The sequence below is a fragment of the Citrobacter sp. Cpo032 genome (assembly GCF_030332975.1).
GTDB lineage: Bacteria > Pseudomonadota > Gammaproteobacteria > Enterobacterales > Enterobacteriaceae > Citrobacter > Citrobacter portucalensis.
Genome location: NZ_JAOWGU010000050.1, coordinates 62426 through 88680, shown reverse-complemented (window position 1 = coordinate 88680; position 26255 = coordinate 62426). Strand labels below are relative to the sequence as shown.

The window sequence follows — 26255 nt, the reverse complement described above, 5'->3', positions numbered from 1 at the left end:
GTTCCGTGTCAGTGGAGGCGCATTATAGGGAGTTATTTCAGGCTGACAAGGGGAAATTTAAAATAATCTTCCGAGTGCGTGTTTTTTATTCTTTGCGCTTATTTTAACAACGCTTTGTTGGTTAATTGGGCTATTTCTCGCGCGAATCTCGCAACCTGTTCCCAATCGGTATACACCACTTCTTTATTCGTATCCGTTTCACCGCCTGACATCTTCATTATCAGTTGGATCATAACGCGGTCATACCAGCGATAGCGTGGATACAGCAAAGCACCCGCAATGACTGCGCTGTGGTCTGGTCGCCACGGCGAACTCATCAGGAACTTACGCGCATAGCTGTTGGTTTGCGGCGTACGTTTCTCCGGTTTACGGGCAACCAGGTTTACGGAGTAGAACGCGCTCGGCATCGAATTCAGCCGTGTGGCATGCTTTTTCACAAACTCCTGAAAAGCAGCATGGTAATGACCGTAGCGAATCGAGGCGCCAATTACCACGCTGTCATAATTTTGCCAGTCCGGCTCCGCGGTACGATGCAAATTAACAACATCTGCCCAAACGCCCAGCTCTTTGAGTTCAGAAGCCAGATACTCAGCGATTTCACGCGTTTGTCCGTCCCGGGAAGAAAAAAGAATCAGTGTTTTCACGTGTTACTCCATTATTCACGCCAGAAGGTAGGGGTAAAGAGCACCAGCAGAGTAAAGACCTCCAGACGACCAAACAGCATATTGGCAATCAGGATCCACTTCGCCACAGGGTTCATACTGGCAAAGTTGTCGGCGACAACCCCCAGTCCAGGCCCCAGGTTATTCAACGTTGCCACAACAGAGGCAAACGCGGAGAAGTCATCAACACCGGTCGCAATAATCGCCAGCATACTGATAATAAAGACCAGCGCATAGGCAGAGAAGAATCCCCATACGGCTTCAAGAATTCGCTCCGGCAACGCACGGTTACCCAGTTTGATACTGTAAACCGCATTCGGATGGACCAGTCGTTTCAATTCGCGGTTACCCTGCTTAAACAGCAGCAGGATACGAATCACCTTCAAGCCACCGCCCGTCGACCCGGCACAGCCGCCGATAAAAGCAGAACACAGCAACAGCACTGGCAGGAACAGGGGCCAGCGGGCAATACTGTCCGTGGTAAATCCGGCGGTCGTCGCCATCGATACCACCTGGAAAAAGGCCTGGTTGATCGTCGTGAGCGCCGAGCCATAGGTATTGTGTATCCATAGCACCAGCGTACAGACAGCCACCAGCGTCAACTGCACGCCGATAAACATGCGGAATTCCGGATCCCGCCAGTAGACCTTCAGACTACGCCCACTTAATAAAGAGAAGTGCAGACCATAGTTACAACCGGAGATCAGCAAGAAGATAGCAATGATGGTGTTAATCGTGGGACTGTCGAAATACCCCACGCTGGCATCGTGTGTGGAAAAACCACCGATGGCGATTGTGGCAAAACTGTGCCCAATGGCGTCAAACGCGGGCATCCCGGCAAACCATAGCGCCAGCGCGCACGCCACCGTCAGTAATACATAGATTAGCCACAGCGTTTTCGCCGTTTCGGCAATACGCGGGCGCATTTTATTATCTTTCAGCGGCCCCGGCATTTCTGCACGATAGAGCTGCATCCCACCAACACCAAGAATAGGCAGGATAGCCACCGCCAGCACGATGATCCCCATCCCACCGAACCATTGCAGCATCTGGCGATAAAAGAGAATCGCGTGTGGCAATGAATCCAGCCCCACCAGCGTCGTCGCACCTGTAGTGGTTAATCCGGAAAAGGATTCAAAAAAAGCGTCGGTTATCGTCAGGTTAGGGCTTTCAGCAAAGATGAACGGTAGCGCACCCACACTGCCCAGAACGGTCCAGAACAAAACGACAATCAGAAATCCTTCACGCGATTTCAGCTCACCCTTCTCTTTACGGTTTGGCCACCACAGCATGGAGCCGATCGCCAGAGCAACGAAGAAAGTTTGGGTGAATGCACGCCCAGCCCCATCGCGGTAGATGAGCGCTACCAGTCCGGGGATAATCATTGTCCCCGAGAATAAGATGACCAGTAGTCCAACGATTCGGGTGATGGCGCGAAAATGCATCTCTGCCGCTTCCTTAGTTCTTTAAAATGAGGTGGGGATTATTCTTCAATCGCTAACAATTGCAATGAACCACGACTAAAATCCGCCAGTTTTGCCGAAAACTCATCCACTTTGGCAAAAGGAAGCGCCACCCTGAGCCGAACAAAAGCCTGGTAATCACTGGCAACGACTTTACCGTCAAACTGCCCCAGCAAGGCTTCAATGCCTGCCAGCTGACCGTACTCACACTGCAAAGTATATTCGGTTAATGGCGTCTTGCGCTGTGTCGTTAACTGGCGCAACGCCTGATTCACACCGCCACCGTAGGCTTTTACCAACCCTCCAGTACCGAGAAGGATACCGCCGTAGTAGCGCACGACTACAGCGGTAATCTCACCGACGCCGCTCCCCATCAGCTGCGCGAGCATCGGTTTACCTGCCGTACCCGCCGGTTCGCCATCGTCTGAAAATCCCAGCTGCTGCGAGTCATTGGGCGCACCCGCCACCCACGCCACACAATGGTGTCGGGCGTCCGGGTGTTCCGCTTTGACTGACTCAACAAACGCTTTTGCCGCTTCTACGCCGTCCGTATGGGCGAGCAGCGTAATGAAGCGGCTTTTTTTGATCTCTTCGACGACGCTAACCGGCGCCGCAGGGATTAACCAACTGTCCATTACGCCAGTTTCAAATCCCGCGTCATGTTTTCGATATTGTTTTCGTGGACCACCACGTTGTCTTCAATACGAATACCGCCGAACGGTTTCAGTGCTTCAATTTTCTGCCAGTTGAAGTGCTTGCTGAACTGCCCTTCACGCCACGGCGCCAGCAGAGATTCAATGAAGTAAATGCCCGGTTCGATGGTCAGAACCATGCCCGGTTGCAGTACGCGGGTGCAACGCAGGTAAGGATATTTCGACGGTGCGGCCAGATGAGTACCGCTGTCGTCCTGCATAAAGCCAGCGACATCATGTACCTGCAGACCCAGCGGGTGACCGATACCGTGCGGCATAAACGGCCCGGTAAGATCGTTTTCCACCATCGCCTCTTCACTCATATCGGTGATGATTTGATGCTTACGCAGCAGCTTCGCGATGCGCTGATGGAACTGAATGTGATAATCCACGTAGCTGGTGCCTGCTTTCATGGTGGCAATCAGCGCCAGCTCTTCGTCGTTAACGTCTTTCACCAGATGCGCATAGTCATTGTCGCTTTTCGCCGACCAGGTACGCGTCAGATCTGCCGCATAACCGTTGTATTCCGCACCAGCATCGAGCAGGAAGCTGCGGATTTCAGACGGTGCCTGATGATCCAGCTTGGTGTAATGAAGAACCGAAGCATGCTCGTTAAGCGCCACGATGTTGCTATATGGCACGTCTGTGTCGCGGTGACCGGTGGCAGTCAGGTAAGCGAGGTTGATGTCAAACTCGCTCATTCCGGAACGGAACGCTTCTTCTGCGGCACGGTGTCCATTTACCGCCATTTTCTGCGCTTCGCGCATACAGGCCAGTTCGTAATCCGTTTTATAGGCGCGGTAATAATGCAGGTAGTCGATCACCCCTTTCGGGTTGATGTTGCTGGCCGCGATGTCCAGTTGCAGCGCACGTTCCGGAACCGGGCCGATGTAACCGATATTGCCGCGAGCAGCAGGCAGTTGGCTACCGATACCATCCGCTTTCGGCAGCGCGATGATCTCGATTTCTTCCGTCCAGAAAGAGGTTGGTAGCGGCTCAACGTTGTGCCAGTAATCGACCGGCAGGTAGAACCACAGTTTCGGCTTGTTTACGCCATCCACCAGCAACCAGCAGTTAGGAACCTGTGTTACAGGCACCCAGGCTTTAAATTGTGGATTGACCTTAAACGGATATGGATGATCGTCGAGAAAGACGTTAACAAGTTCGCCAGAGTGAATAAGTAACGCATCCAGTTTGAAGCGTTCCAGCGCGTCGCGCGTCCGTTCCTGTAAGGTAACGATATGATTTTTATAGAGTGCGGCCAGCGATTCCATTTTCTATCCTTCTGTTTTTTGACCTCAAGTCTCCGCATCTTAGCACATCGCTTTGTGAGTGCGTGATTTCTGCCGAGCGTGATCGAATCGTCATTTCTTTAATCATTTATTTGCATTTTATTAACATAAAACACACACTTCGATTCATCTGGTATGACCAGATCACCTTGCGGATTCAGGAGACTGACATGCTTTACAAAGGCGACACCCTGTACCTCGACTGGCTGGAAGATGGCATCGCCGAACTGGTGTTCGATGCCCCTGGTTCGGTCAATAAACTCGACACGGCCACCGTTGCCAGCCTGGGCCATGCGCTTGATGTGCTGGAAAAACAACCGAATTTAAAAGGACTGCTGCTGCGTTCTAACAAAGCAGCCTTTATTGTTGGTGCCGATATCACCGAATTCCTTTCACTGTTCCTCGTGCCTGAAGAACAACTGAGCCAGTGGCTGCATTTTGCCAACAGCGTCTTTAATCGCCTCGAAGATCTGCCTGTTCCGACCCTCTCCGCGGTAAACGGCTACGCGCTGGGTGGCGGCTGCGAGTGTGTTCTGGCAACCGATTATCGTCTGGCAACGCCGGACCTGCGCATTGGCCTGCCGGAAACCAAGCTGGGCATTATGCCGGGCTTTGGCGGCTCCGTGCGTATGCCACGTATGCTGGGTGCGGACAGCGCGCTGGAAATTATTGCGGCAGGTAAGGATGTTGGTGCTGAGCAGGCGCTAAAAATCGGCCTGGTCGATGGCGTAGTGAAGCAAGACAAACTGCTTGATGGCGCGATCGCAGTATTACGTCAGGCGATTAACGGCGACCTCGACTGGAAGGCCAAACGTCAGCCGAAGCTGGAGCCGTTGAAACTCAGCAAAATTGAAGCGGCTATGAGCTTTACCATCGCTAAAGGCATGGTGGCACAGACGGCAGGGAAGCATTATCCCGCGCCGATTACCGCGGTAAAAACCATTGAAGCAGCGGCCCGTTTTGGCCGTGAAGAAGCGCTGAATCTGGAAAATAAAAGCTTTGTTCCACTGGCGCACACCAGTGAAGCTCGCGCGCTGGTTGGGATCTTCCTTAACGATCAGTTCGTCAAAGCCAAAGCCAAAAAACTCACCAAAAATATTGAAGCACCGAAGCAAGCTGCGGTGCTGGGCGCGGGCATTATGGGCGGCGGCATCGCTTACCAGTCAGCCTGGAAAGGCGTGCCGGTTGTCATGAAAGATATCAACGACAAATCATTAACGCTGGGCATGACCGAAGCGGCCAAGCTGCTGAACAAACAGCTTGAGCGCGGCAAAATTGACGGTCTGAAAATGGCGGGCGTGATTTCCACTATTCATCCAACCCTCGACTATAGCGGTTTTGAGCGTGTGGACGTGGTGGTTGAAGCTGTCGTAGAAAACCCGAAAGTGAAAAAAGCGGTACTGGCAGAAACCGAAGATCAGGTACGCCCGAACACCGTACTGGCTTCAAATACCTCCACCATCCCAATCAACGAGCTGGCCAGCGCGCTCAAGCGCCCGGAAAACTTCTGTGGGATGCACTTCTTTAACCCAGTACACCGCATGCCACTGGTTGAGATTATTCGCGGAGAGAAAAGCTCGGATGAAACCATCGCCAAAGTTGTCGCCTGGGCAAGCCAGATGGGCAAAACCCCAATTGTGGTCAACGACTGCCCCGGTTTCTTCGTGAACCGCGTGCTGTTCCCGTATTTTGCCGGTTTCAGCCAGCTGCTGCGCGATGGGGCGGATTTCCGCAAAGTCGACAAAGTCATGGAAAAACAGTTTGGCTGGCCGATGGGCCCGGCTTATCTGCTGGACGTGGTGGGAATTGATACCGCACATCACGCGCAGGCAGTGATGTCCGCAGGCTTCCCTCAGCGTATGCAGAAAGATTATCGCGACGCGATAGACGCCCTGTTTGATGCGAACCGTTTCGGACAGAAAAACGGTCTTGGATTCTGGCGTTATAAAGAAGACAACAAGGGCAAGCCGAAGAAAGAAGAGGATGCCACCGTTGACGATCTGCTGGCAGAAGTCAGCCAGCCGAAACGCGACTTCAGTGATGAAGAGATTATCGCTCGCATGATGATCCCAATGGTCAACGAAGTGGTGCGTTGTCTGGAAGAAGGCATTATCGCCAGCCCGGCAGAAGCCGACATGGCGCTGGTGTATGGCCTGGGCTTCCCTCCGTTCCACGGCGGCGCGTTCCGCTGGCTGGATACGCTCGGCAGCGCGAAGTATCTCGATATGGCCCAGCAGTATCAGCACCTCGGAGCGCTGTATGAAGTTCCGGCTGGTCTGCGTGATAAGGCGCGCCATAACGAACCGTATTATCCCCAGGTTGAGCCTGCCCGCCCGGTTGGCAGCCTGAAAACGGCTTAAGGAGTCACAATGGAACAGGTTGTAATTGTTGATGCGATCCGTACCCCGATGGGCCGTTCGAAAGGGGGCGCGTTTCGTAACGTGCGGGCAGAAGATCTCTCCGCACACTTAATGCGTAGCCTGCTGGCACGTAATCCGGCGCTGGAGCCAGCCGCGCTTGATGATATTTACTGGGGCTGTGTGCAGCAAACGCTGGAACAGGGTTTCAACATCGCCCGTAACGCCGCGCTGCTGGCGGAAGTTCCGCACTCCGTTCCGGCTGTTACGGTCAACCGCCTGTGCGGTTCGTCCATGCAGGCGTTGCATGATGCGGCACGCATGATCATGACCGGCGATGCTCAGGCGTGCCTGATTGGCGGCGTGGAGCATATGGGCCATGTGCCAATGAGCCACGGCGTTGATTTCCACCCGGGCATGAGCCGCAACGTGGCAAAAGCCGCGGGAATGATGGGTCTGACTGCGGAAATGCTCTCCCGCATGCACGGCATCAGCCGTGAAATGCAGGATGCCTTCGCCGCACGTTCACACGCCCGAGCCTGGGCTGCAACGCAGTCTGGCGCGTTTAAAAACGAAATCATCCCGACCGGCGGTCATGATGCCGACGGCGTGCTGAAACAGTTTAACTACGATGAGGTTATCCGCCCGGAGACAACCGTTGAAGCGCTCTCCACCCTGCGCCCGGCGTTCGATCCGGTTAGCGGAACGGTCACTGCCGGTACCTCCTCCGCACTCTCCGACGGCGCTGCGGCGATGCTGGTCATGAGCGAAAGTCGCGCCCGTGAGCTGGGTCTGACGCCGCGTGCCCGTATTCGTTCGATGGCTGTTGTTGGCTGCGACCCTTCAATCATGGGTTACGGTCCGGTTCCGGCCTCAAAACTGGCGCTGAAAAAAGCGGGACTCTCCACCAGCGATATCGGTTTGTTTGAGATGAACGAAGCCTTTGCCGCTCAGATCCTGCCGTGCATTAAAGATCTGGGGCTGATGGAGCAGATCGATGAGAAGATCAACCTCAACGGCGGGGCGATCGCTTTGGGCCATCCGTTGGGTTGCTCTGGGGCGCGTATCAGCACCACCCTGCTCAATCTGATGGAACGCAAAGACGTACAGTTTGGCCTGGCGACGATGTGTATCGGTTTAGGCCAGGGCATCGCGACGGTATTTGAGCGAGTTTAATCAAAGCATGTGACTTATTGTAGGCCGGGCAAGCAAAGCGCCCCCGGCGACTATGCCGGATGGCGACGCTGATGCGTCTTATCCGGCCTACAACACAAATGCCATTGTATAACAATTTAGTTGCCGTTTTTCCCGCCTGTCAGGGGCGGGTTTTTTATTTCTCTGAACTACCACGTACCACTAACTGCACCGGCAACAGCAGATTCTCTTCCTGATTTTCTTCCAGCAATAAACGCAGCGCATCACGCCCCAATTGTTGTTTATCAACCGCAATGGTGGTGAGTGGTGGATGTGACCAGGCCGCAGCATCGATATCATCAAACCCAACCAGCGCAAGATCTTCCGGGATACGTATACCCTGCTGCGCACACACCCGTTGAACGACCAGCGCTGCCGCATCGTTATAGGCAAAAATAGCGTCGGGCGGCTCTGGCAGACTGAGCAATTCATTCACCGCCTCCACCAAAGATTGCTCGGTATCCAGCAGCGGCGGCGCAATGGCTTCATACTCTGGCGGCATTAGCAAACGGGCCTCATACAATGCCTGACGGTAACCCTTCTCGCGCTGACGGATGCTGTAGTGCGCAAGCGTGCTGGCAAGAAAAGCAATACGGCTGCGACCTTGTGCAATCAAATGTTGTGTAGCCAGATAACCGCCCTGGGTGTTGTCCGGATTCACGCAAGGCAGGCCCGGCGCCCAGAGATCCACCAGCACCAACGGCAGTTTCATCTGTTGCAGCAAGCCAAGTAATTCAGGCTCAAAAAATCCGGCACAGATCAGCGCATCAGGCTGGTGCAGCAGCACCTGCTCACTCACTGCATCGCCTGGACCAATGGAGAGAAAGCTCAGCGCAATACCATGGTCACGACAATTATCTTCTATGCCCAGCAGCAGTTGAGAGTAAAACGGCAATGCCCGGCTGATATTGTGCTGGCGGTGAAGCAAAAACAGGACGCGTTTGATCTTGTCAGTGCGCAGACGGGAAAAATCATAACCCTGCTGCTGCGCCACAGAAATAATGCGCAGCCGGGTGTCTTCACGCAGCCCCGGCTGCCCTTTTAGGGCGCGGGAAACTGCACCAACTGAAACACCACAAGCTTCGGCAATATCTCTGATACGTACAGGTTTCGTCATTTCACTCTCATTGATTCTACTATGGCTTGTTGCGCCCCCAGCCAGGCCGCGCCGCGTACGCCGCTGCTGTCGCCGTGACGGGCCCGAACTATCGGTGTGCGGCACTGCTTACCAAATACGTACTGCGCCACTCGCGCCTGTAAACCCGAATACAGTAAATCGATATTGGATACCCCGCCCCCTAGCACAATAACATCGGGATCGAGCGTATTCACCACGCTTGCCAACGCACGCGCCAGTTGATCGCAATAGCGTTCCCATACAAAGCAGGCATCCGCATCACCCGATTCTACCTGTTGCATAATTTGTGGCACACCCACATGCTGCGCGGTGTGATTCATATACTGACGTTCCAGACCGCTACCGGAAATAAAACTTTCAATACAGTTCAACTGTCCGCAATAGCATGTCACTGCGGCCCCATCCCGGGATTCATGATAACGCGGCAAGGCATTATGCCCCCACTCTCCTGCGCAGGCGTTAGGTCCAGAGATCAAGCGGTTATCGATGCATAGTCCACCGCCACAACCGGTACCGAGGATGACGCCAAAAACGACGCTGTGTCCATACCCGCTGCCGTCCATCACCTCTGACAGCGTAAAGCAGTTAGCATCGTTGGTGACGGGCACAGCCATCCCTAACGCTTGCTCAAGATCTTGCGCAAAGGCCTGTTGATTCAGCACCAGGATGTTGGAGTTCTTAATTAACCCCTCGCTATCCACCGCACCGGGCACCCCAACGCCAACCGAGAAAGGCTGATTAACGGCCAGTCTGGCCTTAGCAATCATCTCCGTCACGGCCTGGAAAAAATCACCGTAACTCTGCTTTGGTGTCGCGCATCGCTCGCGGTAAACAATTTCACCCGCGTTATCAATCACCACCGCTTCGATTTTAGTCCCGCCAATATCCAGTCCGAGTCTCATGGTCTTCCTCGTTTGCGCCTCGCAATTTGATTGTGTCTAGTTTGCCAATTTTGTTTACTAAACAAAAAGAGACCTGTCACAAAAGCTAAGTTTTGTGATTAATAGATAGGAAAAACATGTTTACTAAAAAACGTGGTGAAAAAGAGAAACAACGAGACCGGGCTTGCACCCTGTTAGAAGAAGTAAGGTTGGTGAGGAATGCGCCGGAAGGACTCCGGCGCACAGCGCTTAAATGAACGCGAAAGCGTCGCCAAACAGGCGATCTTCACGCGCACTGCGTTCATTACAGAACAGATCGCGCGCGATTTTGGCCATTTCGAAACGACCAGCGATGTAGATATCATGCTCCGCCAGGGTACCGTAATCCTGCAATACTGCCGTTAACACGGTTCCCGTACGACCACGCCAGCCGTCTTCAGGCTGTTCCACCACCGGCTCAACGCGCAGATTCGGGTGGTTCACAGACAGCGCTTCCAGCTCGGAGAGATCGTAGAGATGCTTCTCCTCGCGACCGCCCCAGTAAATGGTGATATCGCGATTTGGATTACGCGCCAGCGCGGTAAGCAGAATAGAACGCACGTAAGAGAAACCTGTACCACCGGCAATCAGGATCAGCGGGCGCTCGTCTTCATCTCGCAGCCAGGCTTCGCCATGCGGAATGTCGACCTTAATTTCCCGGTCTTTCAGAATACGGTCCATCACAGCCATGGCGTAAAGATTTAGCTCAGAGGCGCCAACATGCAGCTCAATGAATCCTTGCTCGTCCGGCGTTGATGCCATGGAGAACGGACGCTTATCCCTTTCATCCATCACGACCATTAAATACTGGCCAGCACGAAAGGAAAATGCCGCGTCTGGCACTAAACGAACGCGATATACGGTGTCAGTGATAGCTTCTACCGAGGTCACTTTACAGCTTAAGGTTGTCATGCGCTCTCTCTGTCGGATCAATAGGCAAAACGATCGCGCCTCAGGCGCTTTTGCCGTCATTAAAGATGGCCAGTTCATCCCAAATTGCGTCAATGCGCGCAGTCACTTCAGGATCCTTTTTAATCGGACGTCCCCATTCGCGTTGGGTTTCGCCCGGCCATTTATTTGTGGCATCCAGCCCCATTTTTGAACCAAGGCCGGAAACCGGCGAGGCAAAGTCCAGGTAATCAATTGGCGTATTCTCTACCAGTACCGTATCCCGGGCCGGGTCCATACGGGTAGTAATTGCCCAAATCACATCATTCCAGTCGCGTGCGTTGACGTCATCATCGCAAACAATAACAAATTTGGTGTACATAAACTGACGCAAAAACGACCAAACGCCCATCATGACGCGTTTGGCATGACCAGCGTACTGTTTTTTCATCGTCACGACGGCCAGGCGATAAGAACAGCCTTCCGGAGGTAGATAAAAATCGACGATTTCCGGGAACTGCTTTTGCAGAATAGGCACGAAGACTTCGTTCAGCGCCACGCCGAGCACCGCGGGTTCATCTGGCGGGCGTCCGGTATAGGTAGAGTGATAAATTGCATCTTCACGCTGGGTAATGTGCGTGACGGTAAAGACCGGGAAGCTATCTACTTCGTTGTAGTAGCCGGTATGATCGCCATACGGCCCTTCCGGAGCCAGCTCGCCCGGTTCAATATACCCTTCCAGCACGATTTCAGCGCTGGCAGGCACTTCCAGGTCGTTGGAAATACATTTAACCACTTCGGTCTTGGTTCCGCGCAACAGCCCGGCAAATGCGTACTCGGATAATGTATCAGGGACCGGCGTCACGGCCCCCAGAATGGTCGCAGGATCTGCTCCTAACGCCACAGAAACCGGGAAGCGTTCACCCGGATGCGCTGCGCACCACTCCTGGTAATCAAGCGCGCCGCCGCGATGGGACAGCCAGCGCATAATGAGCTTGTTTTTGCCAATCAGCTGCTGACGATAGATGCCCAGATTCTGCCGCTCTTTATGCGGACCACGCGTTACGGTGAGCCCCCAGGTAATCAGCGGCGCGGCATCTTCCGGCCAGCAGGTCATAATCGGAATGCGGTTTAAATCAACGTCATCGCCCGAGTAGATTTTTTGCTGACAAGGCGCACCGCGCAACCGCTTAGTCGGCATGTTCAACACCTGCTTAAACTGCGGCAGCTTATCAAACAGATCGCGGAATCCTTTCGGTGGCTCTGGCTCTTTCAAAAACGCCAACAGTTTACCGACTTCTCGTAGCGCCGAGACATCTTCTTGTCCCATCCCCATCGCAACACGCTTTGGTGTGCCAAACAGGTTACACAGCACCGGCATTGAATAGCCTTTCGGATTCTCAAACAGTAACGCAGGCCCACCGGCACGCAGAGTGCGATCGGCAATTTCAGTAATTTCCAGATGGGGATCCACCTCAAGCGAAATGCGTTTGAGCTCGCCCTGCTGTTCAAGCAGCGTCAGGAAGTCGCGTAAATCGTGATATTTCATGGCGTCCATTGTGGCCTCTTCGTAAGCGCTTCATTATACGGCGTTCATCATTGTGATGCTGTATTTTTGTTAAATTAGCGTGAACTCTGGCGATACATATAAGCCCCGGGCGTATATACCCATTGGGTTTCAGCCTGCGTTGAGGTGGGTATAATTAACTTAACGCATGGCTTTTGCTATGCTTGCGCTCAGAACAAGCGGATAAGAGTTATTATGCAATCCTGGTATTTACTGTACTGCAAACGTGGGCAACTTCAGAGAGCCCAGGAACACCTGGAAAGACAGGCGGTGAACTGTCTGACGCCTATGATCACCCTGGAAAAAATAGTGCGCGGTAAACGTACCACAGTCAGTGAACCACTATTCCCTAATTACATGTTTGTCGAGTTCGACCCGGAAGTGATCCACACCACCACTATCAATGCCACGCGTGGTGTCAGCCATTTCGTCCGTTTTGGCGCGACGCCTGCGACCGTCCCTTCTCCCGTTATTCACCAGCTTTCTATCTACAAGCCTGAAGGTATTGTGGACCCGCAAACTCCTCAGCCAGGGGACAGCGTGATTATTACTGAAGGGGCATTTGAGGGGCTAAAAGCGATCTTCACCGAACCGGATGGCGAAGCGCGTTCCATGCTACTGCTTAACCTGTTGAATAAAGAAGTTAAGCAGAGCGTGAAAAATACCGGTTTTCGAAAAATTTAAGCCGTTTAGAAGGTCACTTCGAACAACGTTCGGACGTTAGCATCAATGGTTGCTGACAGCCATTGAGGATCTTCTCCGCGCCAGTGGGCAATACGCTCAAGAATATGTGGCAGGTGCGCCGGTTCATTGCGCCGTGACGTCGGTTTAGGCGTTAAGTCGCGAGGAAGTAGGTAAGGCGCATCGGTTTCGATCAGTAGTCTTTCTACCGGAATAAACGGCAGCAGTTCCCGCAGTTCCATCCCACGGCGCTCATCACAGACCCAGCCGGTAATACCAATATAAAGCCCTCGGTCCACACAATCCTGCATCTCCTGCCGCGTTCCGGTAAAACAGTGCAGCACCGCGCCCGGGAGACTATCCAGCCACGGCTCCAGCAACGTCAGAAAACGCTCATGGGCATCCCGACAATGCATGAAAACCGGCATCTGCAGTTCAGCGGCAATGCGCAGTTGTGCCTCAAAAGCACGTTCCTGCTCCTGTGGCGTGGAGAAATTGCGATTGAAATCCAGACCGCACTCGCCAATAGCGACCACCTCAGACTGGTTTGCCAGCGCGATAATCTCGTCTTCCGTTGAGGATTGCCATTGGCTACTGTCATGCGGGTGCACGCCAGCCGTGGACCAGCAATGCGGATAATGTTGCGCCAACTTCAGCGCCTGCTGGCTTTCGTGCAGGTTTGTTCCGGTCAGAAGCATACCGTTTACGCCCGCAGCAAAGGCGCGCGCCACAACATCATCCCTGTCTTTCGCAAATTGTGAACTGGTTAAATTAACGCCAATATCAAACATGCTACCTCCCATATGACAACCGCCCTGACGGGCGGTTGAATTTACTCTTCTGTTTTCTCGGTGGCTTCGGCTTCTTTTGCTTCTTCAGCCTCGTTGTCCTCATCTCGCGTACGTCGCTTACCGACATAGAAACGAGAGAAGAAAACGCCCACTTCAAACAGGCAGTACATCGGTATCGCCAACAACGTTTGCGAGAAGACATCTGGCGGGGTCAGTAACATCCCGACGACGAATGCTCCCACCACAACGTAAGGTCGTTTCTTACGTAAATCTTCAGGTGTCGTAATGCCCATCCAGCATAGCAGCACAATGGCGACAGGGACCTCAAAAGAGACACCGAAAGCCATAAATAGCGCCATGACGAAGCTGAGATAGCTGGCAATGTCCGTCGATACCTGCACGCCTTGCGGAGCCGTGTTAGCCAGAAAACCAAACGCCAACGGGAAGACGACAAAATAGGCGAATGCCATGCCGATGTAGAACAACAACGAGCTGGAGACCAGCAGCGGCACAACCAGGCGACGTTCATGTTTGTACAAAGCAGGCGCAATAAATGCCCATACCTGGTAGAGGATCACTGGCGCTGACAGGATCAGCGACACCATGAAGGTTAACTTTATAGGGGTAAAGAACGGTGAGGCCACATCGGTGGCGATCATCGTTGCACCCTGCGGCATCTGTTTAATCAGCGGTGCCGCAACCATATGGTAAATGTCGTTGGCAAAGTAAACCAACGCCAGAAAGATCACGATAACCGCAATAATGCAGTTCAGGAGTCGCTTACGCAGCTCGATAAGATGCGTAATGAGCGGTTGGGTATCTTCTACAGCCATGTTTACGGTTTATCACTCGACGAGGGGGAGGATTCGACAACAGGTGCGGCAGCTTTCTTTTCTGCATCCATCAACGTGGCGGAAGTGTTTTCCGTCTGCTCTGGCGTTTTAGCACCCGTGGATTCCGGTTTTTGCTCCGGCGAACTGGCCTGGTTTTCAGCGGCGGCAGGGGTTACCCCTTCTCGCTGCGCTTCACCTTCTTTCACCACCGGATTATGGATAGTGTGCGCTTCATCGCTCGCTTTCTCAGGATCGTGCACGCTGTAAGAACGCTTCATCGATTCCGCCGCTTCACGCAGCTCATCCATTGACGCTTTCAGCTCCGGGGTCAGATTTGTCAGGCTTGCTTTCTCTACTTTCTTCAGGCTGTCCTGAAACTCCTGAAGCTTAAGCTCCTGGGTCAGTTCATTCTGAACAGTAGTTGCAAGGGAACGCAAAGCGCGAACCCAGCCAGCAACCGTTTTTACCGCTACAGGTAATCGTTGCGGCCCCAGAACAATGAGGCCGATCACGAACACCAATAACAGTTCGCTAAAACCGATATCAAACACGGATTATACCTGCTCTTTATCTTGGCTTTTGGCGTCTTCCTTTTTCACTTCACCCTGCTTATCGGTGATGGATTTAGCAGTAAAATCAGCGTCCTGGCTGGTCTTATCTTGCTTAGGCTCATCATCACCCATAGCTTTTTTGAAGCCTTTGATCGACGCGCCAAGATCGGAACCGATGGAGCCGAGTTTCTTGGTGCCAAATAGCAGTACAACGATGACGGCAATGATCAACAACTGCCAAATACTGATACCACCCATACATGTTCCTCTGTCATAGATGATGAATTAATAAGGCCGTAGTATACGTTACACGACCTGCCTTGGGCGATGAAAAATTCAGCGCATTTTGCGCCAGCCGATCAACCAGGCTATGACGCCTCCCGCCATTAACCAACCCGGCATAAGCCCCCACTCAGGGCGGCTTACCAGCAGGAATGTTCCACTTAGCAACAATGTTGCGCCAATGCCCAATAAATAACGGGATTGTCCCTGGCGTACATGATTCGCGTGAAGCTCGCGGGCAATCTTATCAACACTGTGCTGTAAATATTTGCCCTGGCGCAAACTGTCATACACCAGTTCAGGTATTTCTGGCATTTTTTCGACCCAGAACGGTGCTTTTTCTTTAAATGCCCTAACGAGCGCCGGAATACCGACCTGATCTTTAATCCAGGATTCGAGGAATGGCTTAGCCGTTTTCCACAAATCTAACTGAGGGTAGAGTTGTCGTCCGACACCTTCAACGTACAGTAGCGTCTTCTGGAGCAATACCAGTTGAGGCTGAACTTCCATATTGAAGCGGCGCGCAGTGTTGAACAGATTCAACAGCACGTGACCAAAGGAAATCTCCGCCAGCGGCTTTTCAAAAATCGGCTCGCACACGGTACGAATGGCAAATTCAAACTCTTCTACGTTGGTATCCGGCGGAACCCAACCAGAATCCACGTGCAGTTCAGCAACTTTGCGGTAATCGCGGTTAAAGAACGCAATGAAGTTTTCAGCCAGGTAGCGCTTATCTTCTTTGTTTAAAGAGCCCACAATCCCACAATCAATACCAATGTATTTCGGGTTTTCAGGGTGCTCATAACTGACAAAAATGTTCCCGGGGTGCATATCCGCATGGAAAAAGCTGTCGCGGAATACCTGAGTAAAGAAGACCTGAACACCACGCTCGGCCAACAGTTTCATATTGGTGCCGTTCTTCTCAAGCGTGGTGACATCTGAAACCGGGATACCGTAAATGCGCTCCATCACCATCATGTTCTGACTGCAATAGTCGGAATACACTTCCGGGATGTACAGCATCGGACTATCTTCAAAATTACGTCGTAGCTGAATGGCGTTCGCCGATTCGCGCAGCAGATTCAGTTCATCGATCAACGTTTTTTCATATTCACGGACGACTTCTGTTGGTCGCAGGCGACGCCCATCTGGCAGCAGACGAGGAACCCAACGAGCCAGGCGGTAGATCAGTTTTAAATCCGCTTTGATGACCGGAAGTATGTCCGGGCGAATAACTTTGATCACCACCTCTTTGCCATTCGATTTCAACCGCGCAGTGTGGACCTGAGCAACAGACGCAGATGCCAGCGGCGTGATCTCAAAATCATCAAACCATTCCTCGACGGGCAGCCCGCCCATAGCCTCTTCGATTTGTTTTTTCGCTCTAAGGCCATCGAACGGGGCAACCCGATCCTGCAATAGCGCAAGCTGATCGGCGATGTGCGGAGGGAAAAGGTCACGACGGGTAGAGAGCATTTGCCCAAATTTGATCCACACCGGGCCGAGTTCCTGTAAAGCCAGTCTCAGCCTTTCTCCCAGCGGTTTGTCTTTATGTCGGTTGGGCATCCAGAACAACGAGTAACGCCACAACCGAAGCGGCAGCGTGATTCGCATTTTGGGGATGAGTTCATCAAGACCGTAGCTTAAAAAAGTGCGAATGATGAAATAAAGGCGCCGTACTTCACCTGGCGTCATTTGGCCTCCAGTTTTTCCAGCCGTTTGGCCAGAGATTCAACCGCGCGCTCAACGGCTGCCGTTTCTTCAGCAAACCATGCAACCTCTAGTGGACCAGGAGCCATGCGCCACTCTTCAGTGATCGCTTCGGCGACATAGCGCTGCTGGCGCTGAAAGTTATGGCACAGGAACTTCGCTCCACCACGCAAGACTTTGCTGACCCCTTCCGCGACGATATCGCCGGTATAGGGTGCTAACAGTTCTGCAGGATCCAACTCCGCCAGATCGGCCAGCGCAACAAAGTTCTGTACTACCTGGATATCGCCCTGGACTTCCAGCTCACCGCTGCGGATAAGCGTGGTGAGTTGCTGTCGGTCACGCAATTTCGGTAACACACTGGCATATGTGATTACGGTGCAATCGGCTTCGCCTTCCCATGCCCCCAGCACATCGACCTGGCGCTCGCTAAATACCAGGACTAACGGTGTTGAAAATCCTTTGAGATCAACACGCAGCACCTTACCCTGTAAACGCGTTCGGGCTGACTTCAGCGCAGGAGAACGGTACAGAAAGGTGTTGAGCAGATTTTCAACGCCTGCGGTTACTAAGGGTTTTAAAGGCATCCCCACTCTCCTGTCAGAACTTGTAACCACGATGCAGCGCAACGACACCTGCTGTCAGGTTGTAGTAATCAACGCTTTCGAACCCGGCATCTTGCATCATTGCTTTTAAGGTGTCCTGATCGGGATGCATACGGATAGACTCCGCCAAATAACGGTAGCTGTCCGCATCGCTTGCTACCATTGAACCTATGCGCGGCAGAACATGGAAAGAGTATGCGTCGTAGGCTTTGCTCAACGGTTCGATTATGGGTTTGGAGAATTCCAGCACCAGTAGACGTCCGCCCGGCTTCAATACGCGGTACATGGAGCGTAATGCTTTGTCTTTATCCGTTACGTTGCGCAGACCGAAAGAGATGGTGATGCAGTCAAACGTGTTGTCAGGGAAAGGTAATGCTTCCGCATTCGCCTGAACGTACTCAACGTTACCTACCACGCCAATATTACGCAGCTTTTCGCGACCCATTTTGAGCATTGAGTCATTGATATCCGCCAGCACAACTTTGCCGGTTTCACCAACCATGCGAGAGAATTTCGCCGTCAGATCGCCGGTACCGCCTGCTAAATCGAGAACGGTTTGCCCGCGACGCACGCCACTGCAATCAATGGTGAAGCGCTTCCACAAACGATGAATGCCAAATGACATTAAGTCATTCATAACGTCATATTTAGACGCCACAGAATGAAAAACGTGGGCCACCATGTCAGCTTTCTGCTCTTTAGCGACGGTCTGAAAGCCAAAGTGCGTCGTTTCTTGTGAATTATCCACCATCTCAGTGCCTGCTCATCCAAAAAATGTTCGAGAAGTGTAACAGATTGGGCCAATTTGCCCTACCCTTCTGCCGGGTTCAACTACCCCAAATGGACTAGTTTGATTGCTGATTTACCGCTTCATCCTCGGGGTAAGACGCATCTTGTTGCGTCTCAGGGACCGAGCGCAAGCGGTATTCTTCATCCTGTGTAGTAGCTTGTTCAGCCAGCTCAGGATTTATCTCGCGCTTAATTTCCACGCCTAAACTACGAAACGCTTCTGCCTGCGACAGGACATTTCCACGACCGGAAGAGAGTTTTTTCATCGCCTGTCGGTAGTTGTCCTGGGCTTTGTCCAGGCTTTGACCTATTGCCGACATATCATCCACAAACAACCGCATCTTGTCATAAAGTTTGCTGGCCCGATCGGCAATTTGTTGCGCATTACGACTCTGATGCTCGTAGCGCCACAGGTTGGCGATCGTGCGCAATGCCACCAACAGCGTGGTAGGGCTCACCAGCATAATGTTATTTCTAAGCGCTTCGGTAATCAGTTCGGGCTGTCTGTCGAGCGCCAGCAAAAAAGCGGGCTCAACGGGGATAAACATCAACACATAGTCAAGCGTACGCAGCCCAGGAAGCTGCTGATAATCTTTGCGCCCCAGCAGTCGAATATGGTTACGCACCGAGGCGATGTGCTCCTGCAATGCACTTTCGCGGGTGTATTCGTCTTCTGCGTTAAAATAGCGCTCATAGGCGACCAGCGTCATTTTCGCATCGATCACCACATCTTTACCCTGCGGTAGCCGAACGATGACATCAGGCTGCATTCGCGAACGGGCGTCGTTTTCGATGCTGACCTGGGTTTCATATTCATAACCTTCACGCAGACCAGAGGCTTCGAGTACCCGCGTGAGTACGACCTCTCCCCAGTTACCCTGCGTTTTGTTATCGCCTTTTAATGCCCGCGTCAGGTTTACCGCTTCCTGCGCCATCTGCGCATTCAGTTGCTGGAGATTACGAATTTCGTGTGCCAGGGTATGGCGTTCTTGCGCCTCTTTACCAAAGCTATCCTGAACCTGGCGACGAAAACCGTCCAGTTGTTCACGAAGCGGCGCAAGCAGGCTGTTCAGACTTTGGCGATTTTGCTCATCAACACGGCGGTTGCTGTGCTCAAAAATACGATTCGCCAGATTTTCAAACTGTTCGCTCAGACGCTGTTCGCTGTTGATCATCTGGCGGATTTTATCTTCCGCATGCTGTTGCGTTGCTTCCAGCCGGGTAGTGACTTCACGGAGATCGGCTTCCAGAGAGGTGTTGATACTGTGCAGACTGCGTAATTCGTTATTGAGTAGTTCGCACTCATCACGCCAGTGAGCTTCCTGCGAGAGCTGCTGGCGAGCGGCGCTTAGCGCAATATCCAGTTCACGTCGATCTTCGATGAGGTCGGCACGGATTTGATCGGCGCGTGCTTTTGTCGCCAGCCACCCTACCAGTAGCCCTGCGGCTAACGCCAACATGGCACTCATCATAATTGAAATATCCACAACGCCCCCTTACAGCAACGACTTACCCGCTCAAAATAGAATTGTGCTGTATAAACGTCCAGTTTAAAAGGAATTTCCTGCGAGGCACTACGCAAAATAAAAAGGCCGAACGCGTCGGCCTTTTTGAATAGACGGGAGAATTACAGTAAACGACGCGCGGCTTCCACCACGATTTTCACCGCGTGGCTTTCCGTTTGTTTCATCGTTTCCGCATTAGGGATCTCTTGCTGAGTACGGTTCACGATAACACCCGCGACCATACCGGCACGCAGACCCTGGCTTGCGCACATGGTCAGCAGCGTAGCAGATTCCATTTCGTAGTTCATGACGCCCATAGACTGCCACTCTTCCATTGAGCCTTTGAAACGGCTCACGACGCGACCAGAGAAGGTGTCATAACGCTCCTGGCCCGGGTAGAAGGTGTCAGAAGACGCAGTAACACCCACGTGAGTGGTGGCGCCGATAGATTTCGCCGCTTCCACCAGCGCGGTGGTGCACTCGAAGTCCGCAACGGCCGGGAATTCCATTGGTGCGAAGTGTAGGCTTGCACCGTCCAGACGAACAGATGCAGTGGTAACCAGTACATCACCCACGTTGATATGCGGCTGGATAGCGCCAGTCGTACCGATACGCAGGAAGGTACGAATGCCCAGCTGTGCCAGTTCTTCTACGGCAATAGAGGTGGACGGGCCGCCGATACCGGTAGAGCAAACGATCACGGCTTTACCATCCAGCTCAGCACGCCAGGTGGTGAACTCGCGATGAGATGCCAGCTTAACCGGCTTATCCATCAGCGCGGCGATCTTTTCCACACGCTCCGGGTCGCCAGGGACGATAGCAAGCGTAGCCCCTTGTAAATCGTTCTTAGTGAGGCCGAGATGAAAAACATCAGACTTAGACATAAAAACTCCTCTGTGAATCGGTTTTGTCAGAAGAAGCAAAAACACACTTTACCGAAGGCATAAACATATTTTCGTGACAGTCATCACTATGATGTAAATCAATTGCATTCGATTACCATTAAATGGTGATCTTTATCACATAAATGATGCGATATAAGTAAGCCCTGCACAAAAGATAGACCGTTTAAGGCAATGTGGTTCGTTGCATGTGTCTATAGTTAACAATGCGCTTTTTTGCTGAATATTTAAGGGTACGGAGAATACCATGACAACACGACAATCTGGCTTTGCACCTGCTGTATCTCCACCGACGTCTACCACGGTTCACACCCCGGATAATGCAATTATCGCCGGTGTAACGTCCATACCTTCACAAGGCGATGATATGCCAGCGTATCACGCACGACCAAAACAGACTGATGGCCTGCTGCCCGTAGTCATTGTCGTGCAGGAGATTTTTGGTATTCATGAGCACATTCGTGACGTTTGCCGTCGTCTGGCTCTGGAAGGGTATCTGGCTATCGCACCAGAACTCTATTTTCGCGAAGGCGATCCCAATGACTTTGCCGATATCCCTACGCTGCTTAGTGGCCTTGTCGCCAAAGTGCCTGACTCTCAAGTACTGGCCGATCTGGACCACGTCGCTAGCTGGGCCTCCCGCAACGGAGGAGATGCGCACCAGTTGATGATCACCGGATTTTGCTGGGGTGGACGCATCACCTGGCTGTATGCCGCACATAATCCGCAGTTAAAAGCGGCCGTGGCGTGGTATGGCAAACTGGTGGGTGATAAAACCCTCAACTCGCCAAAACATCCCGTTGATATCGCAACCGATCTTAACGCCCCCGTTTTGGGGCTTTATGGCGGCCAGGACACCAGCATTCCGCAAGATACCGTTGAAACAATGCGCCAGGCGCTACGCGCCGCCAATGCTAAAGCGGAAATCGTGGTCTATCCCGATGCCGGACATGCGTTCAACGCCGATTATCGCCCGAGCTATCACGAAGAGTCCGCGAAAGACGGTTGGCAGAGAATGCTGGAGTGGTTCGTGCAATACGGTGGGAAGAAATAAACGTTAATTGCCCGGTGGCAGCGACGTCTTACCGGGCCTACAACTATTGCGATTTCCTGTAACCCGGGTAAGCACCAGCGCTTCCCGGGCACCGAATTACGCCTGACGCAGATTCTGCGCCGCTTTGACCATGTTCGCCAGCGCGGCACGGGTTTCCGGCCAGCCGCGGGTTTTCAGGCCGCAGTCCGGGTTCACCCACAGACGTTCTGCTGGAATGCGCTGCTCGGCTTTCTTCAACAGGGCTTCAATCCACTCCACGCTCGGAACGTTCGGCGAGTGAATATCGTATACGCCCGGCCCGATTTCATTCGGATAGTCGAACTCTTCAAACGATTCCAGCAACTCCATATCAGAGCGCGAGGTTTCAATGGTGATCACGTCCGCATCCAGCGCCGCAATGGAGTCCATGATGTCGTTGAACTCGCAATAACACATGTGGGTGTGGATCTGGGTTTCATCCTTCGCTACCGCCGCGTTAATGCGGAAGGCTTCCACGCCCCACTCCAGATACGCCGCCCAGTCGCTGCGACGTAGTGGTAAACCTTCGCGCAGTGCCGGTTCATCAATCTGGATGATGCCGATACCCGCCGCTTCCAGATCCGCCACTTCATCACGCAGCGCCAGCGCGATCTGCTTCGCGATGGTTTCACGCGTCACGTCTTCACGCGGGAATGACCAGCAGAGAATGGTCACCGGACCGGTCAGCATGCCTTTTACCGGTTTGTCGGTCAGCGACTGGGCATATTTCGCCCACTCCACGGTGATCGCTTCCGGGCGGCTGACGTCGCCAATCACCACCGGCGGCTTCACGCAGCGAGAGCCGTAGCTCTGCACCCAACCGTTCTGGGTAAAGACGAAGCCGTCCAGGTGTTCGCCAAAGTATTCGACCATGTCATTACGCTCGGCTTCACCGTGTACCAGCACGTCGAGACCCAGACGTTCCTGTTCAACAATCGCCTGTTTAATATGTTCCGCAATTCCGGTGCGATAGTTCCCAGCATCCAGGTTGCCCTTTTTGAAATCCAGGCGCAGGCCGCGAATTTCTGTGGTTTGCGGGAATGAACCGATAGTCGTAGTCGGCCATGCCGGCAGATTAAAGCGGGCACGTTGCGCCTCGGCACGAACCGGGTAAGCGTTAGCGCGCTGGCTGTCCTGGGCGGTGATTGCCGCCAGACGTTTTTCCACTGTGGCGTTGTGTACGCGGGTAGAGTGACGACGAGCCTGAATCGGTGCGCTCCACTCGACAATTGCTGCCGTATCACCGCTATTCAACGCATCGCGCAGCAGCGCCAGCTCGCCGCACTTTTGCAACGCGAAGGCAAACCAGCTCTTCACTTCTGCATCAAGGCGGGTTTCCACACTGAGATCGATTGGGCTATGCAGCAGGGAGCAGGAAGAAGCCACCCACAGGTTACGTTTCCCGACGATATCTTTGATTTGTGCGTATTTTTCGCTGAGATCGGCACGCCAGACGTTGCGGCCGTTCACCAGCCCCGCTGACAGCAGCCAGTCGGCTGGCAGACGCGTGTGCAGCTCGGCTGCATCATCTTTGCCGTGCACGAAGTCAACGTGCAGTCCCTGCACCGGCAGGGCGGTAATGGTATCCAGGTTTGGTGTTACGCCTTCGAAGTAAGTGGTCAGTAGCAGCTTCACCTGACCCGTCAGCGCGTCATAAGCTGGTTTGAAGGCGTCCAGCCACGCTTGCGGCAGTTCCAGCACCAGCGCAGGTTCGTCGATTTGTACCCACTCAATACCGCGTTTCGCCAGCTCGCCCAGCACCTGCTGGTAAACCGGCAGAATGTCGTTCAACAGGCTCAGGCGGTCAAACTGTTCGCCTTTCACTTTACCCAACCACAGGTAGGTTACCGGCCCCAGCAGCACAGGCTTCACCTTGTGACCGAGCGCCAGCGCTTCGTCCACTTCATCCAGCAGTTGGGTCCAGGTCAGTTTAAACTGCTGACCTTTAGTGAACTCTGGCACCATGTAGTGATAGTTGGTGTTAAACCATTTGGTCATTTCTGCCGCCGCCGCGGGTTCACCCGTTGGTGCGCGGCCACGGCCAATGCGGAATAAGGTATCGATATCGACCGAGCCGTCTTTATTTTGATGGCGAACCGGAACGTTGCCGAGCAGTAGGCTGGTAGTCAGCACGTGATCGTACCAGGCAAAATCACCCACCGGCAGCAGGTCAACGCCCGCCTGCTTCTGCTGATCCCAGTGGCGGGCACGCAGCTCGCGGCCAACGGTCAGCAAATCTTCACGGGAAGAATTTCCCGCCCAGTAGCTTTCTTGCGCTTTCTTCAACTCGCGACGCAGGCCAACGCGAGGGAAACCGAGGGTGTGATTCAATATTGTCATTTTTCTTCCTCTAATTATATGTAAATCCTATGGATTTTGAATTTAGGGAAGGCGGCAAGTTTACTCATCCCCAGGAGCTTACTGAAGTAAGTGACTGGGGTGGGGAAACGAAGCCAACGCACCATAAATTTAAAAGACGAAGGATTTTAGCCGTCCAGATGTTTACACATCCATAATTGGCGGTTACTGTATATTCCTCAAGCGCAATTTGTTCATGCCGAAGTGAAGGACTTTCATGATCGAGATTAAACACCTGAAAACGCTCCAGGCGTTGCGGAATAGTGGTTCTCTGGCAGCCGCAGCGGCGACGTTGCATCAGACCCAATCCGCCCTTTCTCACCAGTTCAGCGATCTGGAGCAGCGCCTTGGCTTTCGACTTTTTATCCGTAAAAGCCAGCCTCTGCGCTTTACGCCGCAGGGAGAAATCCTGCTGCAGTTAGCCAATCAGGTGTTGCCGCAAATTGGTCGTGCGCTGCAGGCCTGCAACGAACCGCAGCAAACCCGGCTGCGAATCGCGATTGAATGTCACAGTTGTATTCAATGGCTGACGCCCGCGCTGGAGAATTTTCGTGCCAACTGGCCGCAGGTGGAGATGGACTTTAAATCCGGCGTGACGTTCGATCCGCAACCAGCGCTACAGCAGGATGAGCTGGATCTGGTGTTAACCTCCGACATCCTGCCGCGCAGCGGATTACACTACTCACCGATGTTTGATTTTGAAGTCCGCCTGGTACTGGCGCCTGACCATCCGTTGGCCAGCAAAACACAAATCACACCGGAAGATTTGGCCAGCGAGACGCTGCTCATTTACCCGGTACAGCGGACTCGACTGGATGTATGGCGGCATTTCCTGCAGCCTGCAGGTGTTAGTCCGTCGCTGAAAAGCGTGGATAACACCTTGCTGCTGATTCAGATGGTTGCAGCCAGAATGGGTATCGCGGCACTACCGCACTGGGTGGTGGAGAGTTTTGAACGCCAGGGCCTGGTAGTGACCAAAACCCTGGGTGATGGATTGTGGAGCCGACTGTACGCCGCCGTGCGTGATGGCGAGCAGCGACAGCCGGTCACAGAAGCGTTTATTCGCTCAGCGCGGAATCACGCCTGCGATCACCTACCGTTTGTACGGAGTGCGGAACGACCCACTTTCGATGTACCCACAGTGAAGCCACTATCACAGCCGCACCAATGATGAAGCTTGGCCAGTGAGGTTGTTGATGCCAGATAGCCAGGTTAACCAGCAGTCCGGCAGGGACATGCATATTGTTCATGATGCCCAGCGTGCCCGCATCCACTTGGGTCGCGCCGTAGTTCCACATAAAGTAACCAATGCCGGACGCCGCCACGCCAAGAAAGACCAGAATTCCCCACTGTGGCGTGGTTGCAGGCATTTTCTGCGCATTGCCCAGCATGAACCAGGCCACGACAGCCACCATAAAGGCGCCCATATAAAACCAGGCAAAGGCGTTGTGCTGCGGCATTGGCCGCGTCTCCATCAGACGTTTATAGCCCACCATACCAATGGCAAAGCTGATATTGGACAACTGCACCAGCAGCAGACCGGTCCAGAAGTGGCTGGTCACCTGATCGTAACGAATGATCCCCGCGCCAATCACCGCCAGTAACGCACTAAAGGCGTAACTCCAGCGCAGACGACGTCCGCTCATCAGATCATAAATCAGCGTAATGTAGAGCGGCGTCAGCACGGTAAAGAGCAGCAGTTCTGAAACCGTCAGGTACAGATAGGCGTGAAAACTCAGCATGTACATAATGCCAAGCTGCATGGCACCCACCAGCATATACAGCCCGATCGTTTTTACGCTGTGCCCACGAGTACGTAGAAACGGCAGGAACACCAACGCCGCCAGCCCAACGCGCACCAGCACCGCAAAATAGCTATCGACATGACCGGCAAGGTACTCGCCAAACAGGCTAAAGGAAAAGGCCCACAGAATTGTGGTAATGATGAGTAACGCCACAATGGATGTCTCTTAACAAAAGGTACACCCATTGTAGCGGAGTTT

The 26255-nt window shown here is 53.2% G+C and carries 24 protein-coding genes; 5 read left to right on the top strand and 19 right to left on the bottom strand.

Translation table 11 applies throughout. The features are described from left to right. Window positions 1-98: 98 nt before the first annotated feature. Genes hemG through pepQ form a run of 4 tightly spaced genes read right to left on the bottom strand, consistent with a single transcriptional unit; the run spans window position 99 to window position 4091 of the window. Entirely contained in the window at window positions 99-644 is a 546-nt protein-coding gene (gene hemG, locus OGY33_RS21210) for a menaquinone-dependent protoporphyrinogen IX dehydrogenase (RefSeq protein ID WP_032945724.1), read from the bottom strand. Window positions 645-655: 11 nt separating this feature from the next. Next, window positions 656-2107, bottom strand: a complete 1452-nt coding sequence (gene trkH, locus OGY33_RS21205) for a Trk system potassium transporter TrkH (protein ID WP_003017848.1) — start codon at window positions 2105-2107, stop codon at window positions 656-658. 38 nt (window positions 2108-2145) lie between these two features. Continuing rightward, window positions 2146-2760 (bottom strand): IMPACT family protein, encoded by a 615-nt coding sequence (locus OGY33_RS21200; RefSeq protein WP_003017851.1) that lies wholly within the window; start codon window positions 2758-2760, stop codon window positions 2146-2148. Further along, window positions 2760-4091 carry a Xaa-Pro dipeptidase gene (gene pepQ, locus OGY33_RS21195; protein ID WP_032950648.1) on the bottom strand — a complete coding sequence of 444 codons (1332 nt, stop codon included), beginning with the start codon at window positions 4089-4091 and terminating at the stop codon, window positions 2760-2762. The genes OGY33_RS21200 and pepQ overlap by 1 nt, the downstream gene beginning before the upstream one ends. A 188-nt stretch (window positions 4092-4279) precedes the next feature. Here pepQ and fadB point away from each other — a divergent pair, with 188 nt between their 5' ends. Together fadB and fadA are read left to right on the top strand one after the other, a co-directional pair. Continuing rightward, on the top strand, window positions 4280-6469 hold the full coding sequence (gene fadB, locus OGY33_RS21190; RefSeq protein WP_191238972.1) for a fatty acid oxidation complex subunit alpha FadB: 2190 nt from the start codon (window positions 4280-4282) through the stop codon (window positions 6467-6469). A gap of 9 nt (window positions 6470-6478) precedes the next feature. Beyond that, window positions 6479-7642, top strand: coding sequence for an acetyl-CoA C-acyltransferase FadA (fadA, locus tag OGY33_RS21185; RefSeq protein ID WP_191238973.1), 1164 nt, complete (start codon window positions 6479-6481; stop codon window positions 7640-7642). A 154-nt stretch (window positions 7643-7796) separates the two neighbouring features. Here the strand turns inward: fadA and OGY33_RS21180 are convergent, their stop codons facing one another. From OGY33_RS21180 to ubiD, 4 genes are all read right to left on the bottom strand, one after another. After that, entirely contained in the window at window positions 7797-8777 is a 981-nt protein-coding gene (locus OGY33_RS21180) for a LacI family DNA-binding transcriptional regulator (RefSeq protein WP_060683027.1), read from the bottom strand. After that, the gene (locus tag OGY33_RS21175; protein WP_191238974.1) at window positions 8774-9700 is read right to left on the bottom strand and encodes an ROK family protein; all 927 of its coding nucleotides are present in this window, start codon (window positions 9698-9700) and stop codon (window positions 8774-8776) included. The genes OGY33_RS21180 and OGY33_RS21175 overlap by 4 nt, the downstream gene beginning before the upstream one ends. A gap of 228 nt (window positions 9701-9928) precedes the next feature. Then, on the bottom strand, window positions 9929-10630 hold the full coding sequence (gene fre / locus OGY33_RS21170; protein WP_003828903.1) for an NAD(P)H-flavin reductase: 702 nt from the start codon (window positions 10628-10630) through the stop codon (window positions 9929-9931). Window positions 10631-10670: 40 nt separating this feature from the next. Beyond that, complete coding sequence (gene ubiD, locus OGY33_RS21165) at window positions 10671-12164, bottom strand: 4-hydroxy-3-polyprenylbenzoate decarboxylase (RefSeq protein WP_003828905.1); 1494 nt, start codon at window positions 12162-12164, stop codon at window positions 10671-10673. 204 nt (window positions 12165-12368) lie between these two features. Here ubiD and rfaH point away from each other — a divergent pair, with 204 nt between their 5' ends. Continuing rightward, on the top strand, window positions 12369-12857 hold the full coding sequence (gene rfaH / locus OGY33_RS21160; protein ID WP_003017881.1) for a transcription/translation regulatory transformer protein RfaH: 489 nt from the start codon (window positions 12369-12371) through the stop codon (window positions 12855-12857). Window positions 12858-12862: 5 nt separating this feature from the next. On the opposite strand, the gene tatD is transcribed toward rfaH, so the two are convergent. From tatD to udp, 9 genes are all read right to left on the bottom strand, one after another. Then, on the bottom strand, window positions 12863-13645 hold the full coding sequence (gene tatD, locus OGY33_RS21155; protein ID WP_032945714.1) for a 3'-5' ssDNA/RNA exonuclease TatD: 783 nt from the start codon (window positions 13643-13645) through the stop codon (window positions 12863-12865). 41 nt (window positions 13646-13686) lie between these two features. Next, window positions 13687-14478: a Sec-independent protein translocase subunit TatC gene (gene tatC / locus OGY33_RS21150; protein ID WP_003828911.1), complete on the bottom strand. Its 792-nt coding sequence runs from the start codon at window positions 14476-14478 to the stop codon at window positions 13687-13689. A gap of 2 nt (window positions 14479-14480) precedes the next feature. Next, window positions 14481-15029, bottom strand: coding sequence for a Sec-independent protein translocase protein TatB (gene tatB / locus OGY33_RS21145; protein ID WP_048227528.1), 549 nt, complete (start codon window positions 15027-15029; stop codon window positions 14481-14483). Window positions 15030-15032: 3 nt separating this feature from the next. Then, on the bottom strand, window positions 15033-15287 hold the full coding sequence (tatA, locus tag OGY33_RS21140; protein ID WP_003017888.1) for a Sec-independent protein translocase subunit TatA: 255 nt from the start codon (window positions 15285-15287) through the stop codon (window positions 15033-15035). A gap of 78 nt (window positions 15288-15365) precedes the next feature. Then, the gene (gene ubiB, locus OGY33_RS21135) at window positions 15366-17006 is read right to left on the bottom strand and encodes a ubiquinone biosynthesis regulatory protein kinase UbiB (RefSeq protein WP_003828916.1); all 1641 of its coding nucleotides are present in this window, start codon (window positions 17004-17006) and stop codon (window positions 15366-15368) included. After that, window positions 17003-17608 carry a ubiquinone biosynthesis protein UbiJ gene (gene ubiJ / locus OGY33_RS21130; RefSeq protein ID WP_003828918.1) on the bottom strand — a complete coding sequence of 202 codons (606 nt, stop codon included), beginning with the start codon at window positions 17606-17608 and terminating at the stop codon, window positions 17003-17005. Before ubiJ ends, ubiB begins: the two co-directional genes overlap by 4 nt. 13 nt (window positions 17609-17621) lie before the next feature. After that, entirely contained in the window at window positions 17622-18377 is a 756-nt protein-coding gene (ubiE, locus tag OGY33_RS21125) for a bifunctional demethylmenaquinone methyltransferase/2-methoxy-6-polyprenyl-1,4-benzoquinol methylase UbiE (RefSeq protein ID WP_003017897.1), read from the bottom strand. A 94-nt stretch (window positions 18378-18471) separates the two neighbouring features. Continuing rightward, the gene (gene rmuC, locus OGY33_RS21120) at window positions 18472-19902 is read right to left on the bottom strand and encodes a DNA recombination protein RmuC (RefSeq protein ID WP_191238975.1); all 1431 of its coding nucleotides are present in this window, start codon (window positions 19900-19902) and stop codon (window positions 18472-18474) included. A gap of 140 nt (window positions 19903-20042) precedes the next feature. Beyond that, the gene (gene udp, locus OGY33_RS21115; protein WP_003828923.1) at window positions 20043-20804 is read right to left on the bottom strand and encodes a uridine phosphorylase; all 762 of its coding nucleotides are present in this window, start codon (window positions 20802-20804) and stop codon (window positions 20043-20045) included. Window positions 20805-21069: 265 nt separating this feature from the next. Here udp and OGY33_RS21110 point away from each other — a divergent pair, with 265 nt between their 5' ends. Further along, window positions 21070-21876: a dienelactone hydrolase family protein gene (locus tag OGY33_RS21110; protein ID WP_003828924.1), complete on the top strand. Its 807-nt coding sequence runs from the start codon at window positions 21070-21072 to the stop codon at window positions 21874-21876. Window positions 21877-21972: 96 nt separating this feature from the next. Here OGY33_RS21110 and metE read toward each other — a convergent pair whose 3' ends face one another. Next, window positions 21973-24234, bottom strand: coding sequence for a 5-methyltetrahydropteroyltriglutamate--homocysteine S-methyltransferase (metE, locus tag OGY33_RS21105; protein ID WP_191238976.1), 2262 nt, complete (start codon window positions 24232-24234; stop codon window positions 21973-21975). 235 nt (window positions 24235-24469) lie between these two features. On the opposite strand from metE, the gene metR reads away from it, so the two are divergent. Continuing rightward, on the top strand, window positions 24470-25423 hold the full coding sequence (metR, locus tag OGY33_RS21100; RefSeq protein WP_071445972.1) for an HTH-type transcriptional regulator MetR: 954 nt from the start codon (window positions 24470-24472) through the stop codon (window positions 25421-25423). On the opposite strand, the gene OGY33_RS21095 is transcribed toward metR, so the two are convergent. Next, the gene (locus OGY33_RS21095; RefSeq protein WP_191238977.1) at window positions 25311-26210 is read right to left on the bottom strand and encodes a carboxylate/amino acid/amine transporter; all 900 of its coding nucleotides are present in this window, start codon (window positions 26208-26210) and stop codon (window positions 25311-25313) included. The genes metR and OGY33_RS21095 overlap by 113 nt on opposite strands. Between the last annotated feature and the right edge of the window lie 45 nt (window positions 26211-26255).

Excerpts from the sequence above, each read along its gene's own strand:
- trkH (WP_003017848.1), bottom strand. The coding sequence starts at position 2,107 with ATGCATTTTCGCGCCATCACCCGAATCGTTGGACTACTGGTCATCTTA.
- OGY33_RS21200 (WP_003017851.1), bottom strand. The coding sequence starts at position 2,760 with ATGGACAGTTGGTTAATCCCTGCGGCGCCGGTTAGCGTCGTCGAAGAG.
- pepQ (WP_032950648.1), bottom strand. The coding sequence starts at position 4,091 with ATGGAATCGCTGGCCGCACTCTATAAAAATCATATCGTTACCTTACAG.
- fadB (WP_191238972.1), top strand. The coding sequence starts at position 4,280 with ATGCTTTACAAAGGCGACACCCTGTACCTCGACTGGCTGGAAGATGGC.
- fadA (WP_191238973.1), top strand. The coding sequence starts at position 6,479 with ATGGAACAGGTTGTAATTGTTGATGCGATCCGTACCCCGATGGGCCGT.
- OGY33_RS21180 (WP_060683027.1), bottom strand. The coding sequence starts at position 8,777 with ATGACGAAACCTGTACGTATCAGAGATATTGCCGAAGCTTGTGGTGTT.
- OGY33_RS21175 (WP_191238974.1), bottom strand. The coding sequence starts at position 9,700 with ATGAGACTCGGACTGGATATTGGCGGGACTAAAATCGAAGCGGTGGTG.
- fre (WP_003828903.1), bottom strand. The coding sequence starts at position 10,630 with ATGACAACCTTAAGCTGTAAAGTGACCTCGGTAGAAGCTATCACTGAC.
- ubiD (WP_003828905.1), bottom strand. The coding sequence starts at position 12,164 with ATGGACGCCATGAAATATCACGATTTACGCGACTTCCTGACGCTGCTT.
- rfaH (WP_003017881.1), top strand. The coding sequence starts at position 12,369 with ATGCAATCCTGGTATTTACTGTACTGCAAACGTGGGCAACTTCAGAGA.
- tatD (WP_032945714.1), bottom strand. The coding sequence starts at position 13,645 with ATGTTTGATATTGGCGTTAATTTAACCAGTTCACAATTTGCGAAAGAC.
- tatC (WP_003828911.1), bottom strand. The coding sequence starts at position 14,478 with ATGGCTGTAGAAGATACCCAACCGCTCATTACGCATCTTATCGAGCTG.
- tatA (WP_003017888.1), bottom strand. The coding sequence starts at position 15,287 with ATGGGTGGTATCAGTATTTGGCAGTTGTTGATCATTGCCGTCATCGTT.
- ubiB (WP_003828916.1), bottom strand. The coding sequence starts at position 17,006 with ATGACGCCAGGTGAAGTACGGCGCCTTTATTTCATCATTCGCACTTTT.
- ubiJ (WP_003828918.1), bottom strand. The coding sequence starts at position 17,608 with ATGCCTTTAAAACCCTTAGTAACCGCAGGCGTTGAAAATCTGCTCAAC.
- ubiE (WP_003017897.1), bottom strand. The coding sequence starts at position 18,377 with ATGGTGGATAATTCACAAGAAACGACGCACTTTGGCTTTCAGACCGTC.
- udp (WP_003828923.1), bottom strand. The coding sequence starts at position 20,804 with ATGTCTAAGTCTGATGTTTTTCATCTCGGCCTCACTAAGAACGATTTA.
- OGY33_RS21110 (WP_003828924.1), top strand. The coding sequence starts at position 21,070 with ATGACAACACGACAATCTGGCTTTGCACCTGCTGTATCTCCACCGACG.
- metE (WP_191238976.1), bottom strand. The coding sequence starts at position 24,234 with ATGACAATATTGAATCACACCCTCGGTTTCCCTCGCGTTGGCCTGCGT.
- metR (WP_071445972.1), top strand. The coding sequence starts at position 24,470 with ATGATCGAGATTAAACACCTGAAAACGCTCCAGGCGTTGCGGAATAGT.